General features: G+C 64.8%; 8 protein-coding genes. 3 read left to right on the top strand and 5 right to left on the bottom strand.

Annotated features, from left to right (window positions below):
* Window positions 1-122: 122 nt before the first annotated feature.
* A complete protein-coding gene (locus MXAZACID_RS07840; protein WP_008493699.1) occupies window positions 123-800 on the bottom strand; it encodes an HAD family phosphatase in 678 nt (225 codons plus the stop codon).
* A gap of 347 nt (window positions 801-1,147) precedes the next feature.
* Between MXAZACID_RS07840 and MXAZACID_RS07835 the strand changes: the two genes are divergently transcribed.
* Window positions 1,148-4,402 (top strand): EAL domain-containing protein, encoded by a 3,255-nt coding sequence (locus tag MXAZACID_RS07835; protein WP_051060279.1) that lies wholly within the window; start codon window positions 1,148-1,150, stop codon window positions 4,400-4,402.
* 186 nt (window positions 4,403-4,588) lie between these two features.
* Here the strand turns inward: MXAZACID_RS07835 and MXAZACID_RS07830 are convergent, their stop codons facing one another.
* From MXAZACID_RS07830 to MXAZACID_RS07820, 4 genes are all read right to left on the bottom strand, one after another.
* Window positions 4,589-5,896, bottom strand: coding sequence for a PAS domain-containing methyl-accepting chemotaxis protein (locus tag MXAZACID_RS07830; RefSeq protein WP_008493697.1), 1,308 nt, complete (start codon window positions 5,894-5,896; stop codon window positions 4,589-4,591).
* A gap of 3 nt (window positions 5,897-5,899) precedes the next feature.
* On the bottom strand, window positions 5,900-6,334 hold the full coding sequence (locus MXAZACID_RS19700; RefSeq protein ID WP_008493696.1) for a PAS domain-containing protein: 435 nt from the start codon (window positions 6,332-6,334) through the stop codon (window positions 5,900-5,902).
* Between the two features lie 123 nt (window positions 6,335-6,457).
* The gene (locus tag MXAZACID_RS07825; RefSeq protein ID WP_008493695.1) at window positions 6,458-6,829 is read right to left on the bottom strand and encodes a winged helix-turn-helix domain-containing protein; all 372 of its coding nucleotides are present in this window, start codon (window positions 6,827-6,829) and stop codon (window positions 6,458-6,460) included.
* 63 nt (window positions 6,830-6,892) lie between these two features.
* Window positions 6,893-8,161, bottom strand: coding sequence for an NAD(P)/FAD-dependent oxidoreductase (locus MXAZACID_RS07820; protein WP_008493694.1), 1,269 nt, complete (start codon window positions 8,159-8,161; stop codon window positions 6,893-6,895).
* Between the two features lie 245 nt (window positions 8,162-8,406).
* On the opposite strand from MXAZACID_RS07820, the gene MXAZACID_RS07815 reads away from it, so the two are divergent.
* Window positions 8,407-9,390 carry an MYG1 family protein gene (locus MXAZACID_RS07815; protein WP_039884787.1) on the top strand — a complete coding sequence of 328 codons (984 nt, stop codon included), beginning with the start codon at window positions 8,407-8,409 and terminating at the stop codon, window positions 9,388-9,390.
* 57 nt (window positions 9,391-9,447) lie between these two features.
* Entirely contained in the window at window positions 9,448-10,269 is an 822-nt protein-coding gene (locus tag MXAZACID_RS07810; protein WP_008493692.1) for an aldo/keto reductase, read from the top strand.
* The last annotated feature ends 46 nt before the right edge of the window (window positions 10,270-10,315 follow it).

Genomic DNA, 10,315 nt, shown 5'->3' with positions numbered 1-10,315 from the left:
ATGTTAGAGCAATATGTGTTAATCTTGACGCGGCAGCCTCAAGATTAACACATGAAATTGCTCGCCAATATCAAAAGCCTAGAGCCGCAAGCTAAAAGCTTGAGGCTCTAGGCTGCACGGCCTTACGCGGCCTGGCGCAGCTCCTGCAGATGGGTAACGGCATCGTGCAGCGAGGTCACGATGCGATGCGCGACATTGCGCATCTCATCGGTGGCGGGCAGCAGATCCGGGATCATGATCACGCGCATCTTCGCGGCCACCGCGGCGCGCACGCCGTTATAGGAATCTTCCAGCGCCAGACAGCGATCCGGCGTCACGCCGAGCAGTGAGGCGGCCTTCAGATACGGGTCCGGATGGGGCTTGCCGCGGGTGACATCGTCGCGCGTGACGATTTGTTGAAAGCGATGCGCGATGCCGGCCAGCTGCAGATGATGGTCGGTGCGCAGCCGCGAGGAGGAGGTGGCGATGGCGCGCTTGATGCCCTGCCGGTCCAGCTCGTCGAGAATTTCAATCACGCCGCTTTTCAGCTGCATTTTTCCGGCATCGACCAGTTCGCGCAGATGCTGTTCCTGGGTCGCGAAATAGCGCTCCAGCGGGAAATCCGCGCCATATGTTTCCGTGACCAGAGCGCGGCATTTATCCGCCGGCGCACCGATCATCAGATAGCAGAATTCGTCTTTCATGTCGTAGCCCAGCGCCTGACCGGCAGAGACCAGGGCGGCCATGGCGAGGGATTCGGTATCGAGCAGAAGCCCGTCCATATCGAAGATCACGGCCTCGACGGGCGTGGCGAATGTCATTCTTTGTCCTTTCCAAACGATGCACATCTTCAGATGCGATTTGTGCAGAAGCCGTCTGCGGAAATGCCAAATGGCAGCGGCGGGGCGGGGAATGGAGGGTCCCCGCGCGCCTGTGGCTGTGACGCTGTCCTAGCGTTAGGGATGGCAAAAAGCAAGATTTGGGCCGATTGTCCTGGCCGGTTGGGGGCGGCGCGGCTGGGGCCTTATCCCGGCCTGAAACAGAGGGGCTGGACAAGACGTAAAATTTTAAACATTCCTGACGCGCAAGATGCCGAAATGAGTATGGGAGACTCCCGACCTGGACGTGTTTTTAACAATTCGGCCGTCATGTTAGTCCTTTGGTCGGCATGATCGATTTGCATGAATTCTGGCAAGCTCGCGTTTCCGGCGTGGAGCTGGAGCAGCGCCAGCTCGCGGCTTTGGCGCGCTATGCGGTGAGGGATGCGCCGGCGCCGTTCGAGCGCTTCGCCCGGCTCGCGGCGGAAGGGCTTGGCGTGCAGGCCGGGATGCTGCGCTTCCAGGATGGTCAGCGCGTCTGGAGCGGCGGCGGCCCGGAGGCGCCAGGTTGGACGGCTGAGGAGCTGGCCCTGTGCCAGGACGCCATCCGCCAGGAAGACGGCTTTGTGATCCAGGATGCCGGCCCGTCTCTGCCCTTCCGCTTTTATGCCGGCATTCCGGTCATCACGCCGCAGGGGCATCGCATCGGCATGCTGTGCGTGCGCGATGCCACGCCGGGGCGCGCGTTCGCCGCGGCGGAGCGTCGCTTCCTGCGCGACCTCGCGGGCGCGGTGATCACCGAGCTGGAGGTGCGCCGGCTGCAGCGCGAGCAGATTGCCGCCTCGGCGGACACGGCCTTCTGGAACTGCCTGGCCTCGGGCATCGCCGGGGCGCCGGATTTCGACGCGGCCCTGGACCAGGCGCTGGCTTATTGCGCCGAGCGGATGGGGGCGGCGATCTGCATGCTGATGGCGCTGCATCCGGCGGCGGCGCAGATCGAATATGTGAAATCCTATTTTCAGCCGGAAAGTGGCCTGGCGGCGTCGGAGATGTCCGGCTGGTTCGGGCGCATGCCATTCAGCCTGTTCAGCTTTGGCAGCCAGCTGGCGCAGGGCCAGGTGGCGGATACCGGGCCGCTGAGCCTGGCGGATGATCTGCACCATTATCCCCGGCTGGAGGAGCTGGTGGCCGCTGGCCTGCGGCGGCAGATCATGCATCCGTTCGACCTCGCGGCGTGGCGCTTTGGCCTGGTGCTGGGCTTCGAGCGGCCGGATGTGCCGGCCGGGATGCATGGGCTGATCCTGGAATTCATCACCCGGCTGACGCCCTTGCTGCTGGGGCGCCAGCGCGAGGATGCGCTGGCCCGCGCCAACCGGGCGCTGCGCACCATTCACGCCTCCACCGAGACCTTCGAGCAGGCCAAGCGTCCGCGTGCCTTGTTCGCCGCCGCCTGCCGGCTGGGGGTGGAGGTTGGCGGGTATCAGGGCGCCTGGATCGGGCTGGCGCGGCAGGATCAGGCACGACGCATCCAGGTCGCCGCGCATCATGGCGCGGGCGAGGCTTATACCGCCCGGCTCAATCTTTCCTGGGCGGACGTGCCTGCCGGGCAAGGCCCAGCCGGGCGTGCCCTGCGTGACGCCCGGATGGCCGTGGTGCACGATGTCGCCCGCGAACCGAGCTTCGCGCCCTGGCGCGAGCAGGCGCTGGCGAACGGGTTTCGCGCCGTCATCGCGCTGCCCTTCGGGCCGCCGGAGGCGCCCCCCGATGGCGTGTTCGTGCTCTATTCCGCGACGCCGATGGCCTTCGGCGACGAGGAGCAGATTCTGCTCAGCGAGCTGACCGCCAATCTCGGCAAGGCGCTGGAGGCGATCAAGACCCGGCAGGAGCGCGATGTCGCCCTCATCGCCCGCTCGGAGAGCGAGACCCGGCTGGAGCGGCTGCTGCAAGCCAGCGGCGTGGTGCTCTACGAGCTGGCGGTGACCGGCGAGGAGGTGACGCCGCTGGGGGTGAGCCCGAATATTCAGGACATGCTGGGCTTTGCGCCGGCCGATGCCTGCAGCCAGGATTGGTGGCGCAGCCGGCTTCATCCGGAGGATCGCGCCCAGCTGGTGGATGCCATGCGGTGTGTGCTGGAAAAAGGCCAGTGCACCCTTCGCTACCAGATCCGCCATCGCGATGGCAGCTATCGCTGGATCCGCGATGAGATGACGCTGCGCCGGGTGGAAGGGGCGGCGCATTTCCGCATCGTCGGCGCCTGGATCGACATCACCGAGCGGCGCACGGCGGAAGAGAAGATCTACCAGCTCGCCCATCTCGACCCGCTGACCGAGCTGCCGAACCGCCGGTTGCTGAATGAGCGGCTGGGCGAGGCGCTGGCCGAGATGCGGCGCAATGGCAGCCAGGGCGCGCTGCTGTTCATCGATCTCGACCGATTCAAGGTGATCAATGACATGCTCGGCCATGCCGCCGGGGATGAGGTGATCCGCGAGGTGGCGGTGCGGCTGAAGCTGGTGCTGCGCGCCCGCGACACGGTGGCGCGCGTCGGCGGCGATGAATTCGTGGTGCTGCTGACCGAGGCCGGCGCCACCGGCGAGGCGGCGGCCCAGCATGCCGGAATCGTCGCGCGCAAGATCAAGGATGCGCTGGCCAGCCAGCCTTTCATGCTGGGCGAGCGGGAATATCATCTGGGGGCCAGCATCGGCTTCACCATCTTCCCCAAGCCCGACGATACGCTGGATGCGCTGATCCGCGAGGCGGACACGGCGATGTATCAGGCCAAGACCAGCGATACCGAGGTGGTGATGTTCCAGCCGGCGATGTATCAATCGCTGATGGCGCGGCATGCGGTGGAGGATGAGATCCGCGGCGCGCTGAAGGCCGGGCGCTTCGAGATCTGGCTGCAGGACCAGGTGGATGAGGATGGGCTGGCGGTGAGCACCGAGGCGCTGATCCGCCTGCGCGGCCAGGATGGGCGGATCATCTCGCCGGCGCAGTTCATCAGCGTCGCCGAAAGCTCCGGCCTGATCGTGCCGCTGGGGCGCTGGGTGTTGCGTGAATCCTGCAGCCTGCTGGCACGGGTGAAGGCGTATCGTCCGCTGACCCGGCTTTCGGTGAATGTCAGCCCCCGGCAATTCCGCGACCCGGCTTTTGTCAGCCATGTGCTGGATGCGATCGAGAGTTCCGGCATCGCGCCCGACCGGCTGACGCTGGAGATCACCGAAAATCTGCTGGTGAAGGATGTGCTGGAGATCGGCGCGATCATGCGCAGCTTAGCGGCGCACGGGGTGCGGTTTTCAGTGGATGATTTCGGCACCGGCTATTCCAGCCTGCATTATCTGCAGCAATTGCCGATCCATGAGATCAAGATCGATAAGGGGTTTGTCGGCCAGGTGCCGGAGGATGCGTCCTCTGTCGCCATTGTCGAGGTGATTTTGGCGATGGGACGCCGGCTGGGGCTGGATGTGGTGGCGGAAGGGGTGGAGACGCCCGCGCAGGTGAGCTTCCTGCGCCGCCATGGCTGCGCGCGCATGCAAGGCTATCTGTTCACCCGGCCGATCCCGGCAAGGGAGTGGCTGGAGCGGATTTATGGCGCGTCGGTAGGTTAAGGGATTTTTTGCCAAGCCCTTTTAAAAATCCGCTGCAAAACTGATAAAAGTTTTTGGGGGTGTGGGGGGGTTACAAAAAGCCCCCACATCATCGCTGCTTTTTTGAAAAAGGCGGTCCCCAAAAAGCGCTTTAATTTTTCAAAAAAGCGAAACGTGTTCCGCGCGTCAATGTGAACGGAACAGGTTCTAAGAGGCCAAGGCGGCGAAGCTGCCGGACATGGCTTGCTCGGCTCTGCCTCTTGCTGGCGCCCAGCCGCCGGCAGGCCGCGCCCTCGCCGCCGCATCGCCGATCCGGAACTGGCCTATGAGCTTGGCCAGCGTCTCGGCTTCCTGCGTTAGGCTATGGCTGGCGGCGCTTGTCTCTTCCACCATCGCGGCGTTTTTCTGGGTCACCTGATCCAGATCGTTGATGGCGCTGTTGACCTGGCCGAGCCCGGAGGACTGTTCTTGCGCCGAGGCGGCGATGTTGACGATCAAGCCGTTCAGCCTCGAGACCTGTTTGGCGATACTCTCCAACGCGTTGCCGGTCTCGTTCACCAGCCGCACCCCGGTTTCCACTTGCTGGCCGGAGGTGGAAATCAATGCCTTGATTTCCTTCGCCGCATCAGCGGAGCGCTGGGCCAGGGCGCGCACCTCGGTGGCGACCACGGCGAAGCCCCGCCCGGCATCGCCGGCGCGCGCCGCCTCGACCCCCGCATTCAGGGCCAGCAGATTGGTCTGGAACGCAATCTCGTCGATGACGCCGATGATATTGCTGATCTGTTTGGAGGAGGTTTCGATTCCCGCCATGGCGCTTACGGTCTCGGTCACCACCGTCCGGGAGCGCTCCGCGTCGGCCTGAGCCTTCTCCACAATGTCGCGCGCCGCCTTGGCACTTCCCGCGGCCTCGCTGACGGTCGTGGTGATCTGATCCAGCGCCGCGGCGGTCTCTTCGAGGCTGGCGGCCTGTTGCTCGGTGCGCCGGGCGAGATCATCCGAGGCGGTGGAGATTTCGGACGAGCCGTTGCGGACCGCCTGTGTGTTCGTGGAAATCGCGCGCATCGTCGCGTCCAGCTTGTCCAGCGACGCATTGAAATCGAGGCGAACCGGTTCGAATTCCTGGATGAACAGATCATTGATCCGGTAGGTGAGATTATTGGCAGACAATTCCTTCAAGCCGGCCGCGATGCCTTGGACGGCACGTTCGCGCCCGGTGATATCGGTGGCGAATTTGATCACCTTGACCACCTTGCCGTTGAGATCGAAGATCGGGTTGTAAGAAGCCTGGAGCCAAACCTCCTTGCCGCCCTTGCCGATGCGCTTGAACTCCGCGGCGATATATTCGCCCGCCGCCAGTTTTTTCCAGAACGCCCGATAATCCGCGGATTGCGCATAATCAGGATCGACCAGCATACTGTGCTTGCGGCCTTTAATCTCAGCCAGCTGGTAGCCGATGGCCTTCAGGAAATGATCGTTGGCGGTGATGATCTGTCCATCGACGGTGAACTCGATCATCGCCTAGGCCCGGGAAATCGCCTCAAATATATTTTTTGTTTCGGCGTTTTTCAGCTTCTCGGCGGTGATGTCGGTCGCCTGCTTGACGATTTTGACGACGGCGCCGCGCCGGTTTTTAACCGGATTATAAGAGGCTTGCAGCCATACTTCGCGGCCTTGCTTGCCGATGCGCTTATATTCACCGGCCTCATAGGTGCCGCGCCGGAGCTTCGCCCAGAATTCATTATAGTCCTGGCTCTGCGCATAGGCGGGATCGATAAATATCCGGTGATGTTTGCCCTTGATCTCGGCCAATTCGTAACCGATGGCCTTGCAGAAATTTTCGTTGGCGTTCAGTATTTTGCCGCTGGTATCGAACTCGATGATGCCCAGCGAGGCGGACAAAGCGGCCAGCGTGGCTGCCGCGCCCGCGCCGCTGAAAAAATTAAACGTCGACATTCTGCGCCACCCGTCCCTAACAATTAACCGGCCAGAGCTTCGACGATCGAGCTTGCGGAAGGATTAATTTTTCTCCGTCATTTAAGCGGCTGGACCAGCCGACGGAAAAATATGCCGCCTCTCTCAGTGCGCCGGCGCATCTTCCGGCATCTGCCCCAGCGCCGCGATCGCTTTGAGTGCGGCGCTGCCCTGGGTTTCCGCCGCGTCCAGCACCGCCTGGTAATGCGCCAGCAAGGCGATGCCGGTTGCGGTGAGGCGGGCGCCGCCGCCGGTTTTGCCGCCTTGCATGGTCTCGATCACCGGCGCTTCCAGCAGCCGGTTCATCTCCTCCAGCAGATCCCAGGCGCGTTTATAAGAGATGCGCTGGGCGCGGGCGGCGGCGCTGATCGAGCCTTGCGCCGCCACCGCCTGCAGCAGCGCGATCTTGCCCGGGCCGAGCCGCAGCCCGTTGGGGAGGTAGATCCGCAGGCTCAGCCGATAGGGTGCCGCCGCCATTCTGTCCGCCTTGTCGCCATCCAGGGGCAGAATAGGGCAGGGGCGGTCGGGCTGGCAACGCGGTCAGCCATTCAGCGCCGGCAGCGCCATGCCCTCATAGGCGAGATAGGCGCGTTGCTTGGCGATATGGTCGGTGACGAATTTCGCATCGTGCCAGACGCCCCAGATGAAGGAGGAGCCGCGGCGGGACTGCCAGGGCAGGCCGAGGAAATACAGCCCCGGCTCCGCCGCCACGCCGCGCGCATGGTTGGGGGTGCCGTTGGCGTTGAAGCTATCCAGCTGCAGCCAGCTATAATCCGCCCTGAAGCCGGTGGCCCAGATGATGCTGGTGATGCCGGCCTGGGCCAGATCAAGTTCGCGGATCGGATGGGTGACGCAATCCGGATCGGGGGGGATGATTTTGGCGTCTTCTTCCGGCGGCAGATCGAGATGGTTGCGGGCGATATAGGCGTCGGCCTCTGCCAGCAAAGCGAGATAATTGGCGTCGCCCTTGTCGAGATTACACTTGAGATTATCGGCGAAGCGCAGCTTGCCGTCCGCATGGGCTTCGGTGAGGCCGAGCAGGGTGATGCCGCGCTGGGCCAGGCGGCGGAAATCGACGGTCTCGCCGCCGCGCGCGCCGCTGACCGCGATGGTCACATGCGCGGTGCTGGGCGGGGCTTCGGCGTCCCATTTATTCAGCACCCCCAGCCACCAGCAGAAATCCCGGCCGCGATAGCGCCGGGGCGGGCGGTCATGCGCGCCGACGGAGAGATAGACCCGGCGCCCGGCGCGCTGCAGCTCATCGGCGATCTGCGTGCCCGAGGAGCCGCAGCCGACCACCAGCACCGCGCCGGGGGCGAGCTGGGCGGGGTTGCGATAGGCGCTGGAATGGAGCTGGGTGAGGCCGGGCTGCGCGGGAATGAGCGCCGGATGGACCGGGGTCTGGAATGCCCCGGTGGCGACGATGATCGCGCGCGCGCCGATGCGCCCCTGGCTGGTCTGCGCGATGAAGCCCGGGCCTTCAGGGTTGCGGCGCACCGCCTGCACCTCGACGCCGCAGCGCAGATTGGCGTCGATCTGTTTGGCATAGGCCTCGAAATAATCGGCGACTTCCTCTTTCGGCACAAAGGCGTCCGGGCCGCGATGGGGGAATGCCATGTTCGGAAACCGGTCATGCCAGGCGGGGCCGTTGGCGACCAGCGAATCCCAGCGCGCACTGCGCCAGCGCTCGGCGATGCGCGCGCGCTCCAGCACCAGATAGGGGATGCCAGCCGCGCCCAGATGCTCCGCCGCCGCGATGCCGGCCTGGCCGGCGCCGATCACCAGCACCTCGATCGTTTCGTCAGCCATCACCTCAACTCGCCTTCTGCTGCAAAGCCCGGATGCTACACAGGGCCAGGGGAGAGGGGCAGAACGATTTTCCTATCCATGGCTTCGGTGGAAATAAACCAGAGTCTATCCTGGTTTGAAAATGGTGAAGCATTGGGCGGGCTGGCGAAAAATTGGGCCGGGTTTGCCGGCCGCAAAGCTGGACGGGGGCGGCCATGCTTTGTAGGGCAGGGGGGATTTTGACCCTGCCAGACTGGAATGCCTCGATGATCCCTGCTCAATTGCCGCGCCTTGTCACCCATAGCGGCAAGTTCCATTGCGACGAGGTGTTCGGCTATGCCGTGCTGCGCCTGGCTTTGGGGCTGTCGCGCCCCGGCGAGGACCATGTTCTGCTGCGCACACGCAAGCCCGAGCTGATCGAGAGCGGGGATATCGTGTTCGATGTCGGCAGCGTTTACGACCCGCAGGCGCAGCGCTTCGACCATCACCAGATCGGCGCACCGCAGCGCGAGGATGGCACGCCCTATTCCGCCGCCGGGCTGCTCTGGCAGGTTTACGGCGCGCGCGCGGTGGCGGCTTTGCTGCCGGACGCGGCGCAGGGCTTTGCCGCTGCGATCGCAGAAGAGCTGAATGAGGGGCTGGTGAAGCGGATCGACGAGATCGATAATGGCGTCTCGATGAGCGGGCCGGTGCTGCGTGACAGTCTGGGGCTGGCGGCGCTGATCGGCGATTACAACCCGAGCTGGGACAGTGACGAGGCGAATGGCGCCACCGCCGGGGATGCGGCGTTTCTGCGCGCGGCGGATTTCGCCGCCGGGGTGCTGGCGCTGAAGGTGGAGGGCAAGCGCAGCCGCATGGAGGCCGATGCCCGCGTGCTGGCCGCCTATCAGGCCGGGCCGGAGCCGCGTTTGCTGGTGCTGGAGACCGGCATGCCCTGGAAGAGTGCCGCCTTCGCGCATGAGCTGCCGATTCTGTTCTGCATCTCGCCGGCTTCCAACGGCAATTGGATGATCGACACGATGCCGCCGGAGCCCGGGTCCTTCGCGCAGCGCCTGCCCTTCCCCGAGGCATGGGCCGGGTTGCAGGGCGAGGCGCTGGCGGCGGTTTGCGGGGTGGAGGATGCGGTGTTCGTGCATGTGCGCCGCTTCGTCGGCGCGGCGAAGAGCCGTGAGGGCGCGCTGGCGATGGCGATGAAGATGCTGGCGCAAGCCCCCGCCCGGAGCGTGGCGGAGAGCCCGGCCGAGGCTTGAAACCGGCGCGGGCGGCCCCAAGCTGAGGCGGATCACGCAAGCCAAGGAGGAGCCGCGATGCGCAGCATGAAACAGGCCGGCGGGCTGGAATTGCCGGCGATGGGGCTGGGCACCTGGCGCATGGGCGAGAGCCCGGCGCGCCGGAGCGAGGAGTTGGCGGCGCTGAAGGCGGCCATCGCCCAGGGCATCACGCTGTTCGACACCGCCGAGATTTATGGCGATGGCGCCGCCGAGACGCTGCTGGGCGAGGCGGTACGGGGCGAGCGTGAGCGGCTGCTGCTGGTCAGCAAGGTCGCCCCGTCCCATGCCAGCAAGGCGGGCACGATCCGCGCCTGCGAGGCCAGCCTGAAGCGGTTGGGGACGGAGTATCTCGATCTCTATCTGCTGCACTGGATCGGCAGCGTGCCGGTGGAGGAGACGATCGAGGCGTTCGCTGCGCTGCGCGCGCAGGGCAAGATCCGCGCCTGGGGTGTTTCGAATTTCGACCTTGAGGATATGCGGGGCCTGCCCGCGGGCTGTGCGGCGAATCAGGTGCTGTATAATCCGCAAACGCGGGGGATCGAGTTCGATCTGCTGCCCTGGTGCCAGGGGCGGGGGATTCCGGTGATGGCCTACACGCCGCTGGGGCAGCACAACAAGGTGCTGGAGAGTGCGGCGGTGAAGGCGGTGGCGGCGGCGCATGGGGCAACGCCCGGGCAGGTGGCGCTGGCCTGGGGCTTGCGCCAGGAGGGGGTGGTGAGCATTCCCAAAACCGGCCATGCGGCACGGATCGAGGAAAATCTGGGCGCGCTGAGGCTGCAGCTGACCGCAGAGGATCTGGCCGCCATCGACAAGGCCTTCGCGCCGCCGAAGCGTGCTGTGCCGTTGGATATGCTATAGCCCAAAATTGAAAAAGTTTTTGGGGGTGTGGGGGCTTTTTTCAAAA

The organism is Acidocella sp. MX-AZ02, from assembly GCF_000306035.1.
In the GTDB taxonomy this organism is placed as follows: domain Bacteria; phylum Pseudomonadota; class Alphaproteobacteria; order Acetobacterales; family Acetobacteraceae; genus Acidocella; species Acidocella facilis.
This window is presented reverse-complemented; position numbering and strand designations above follow the sequence as displayed.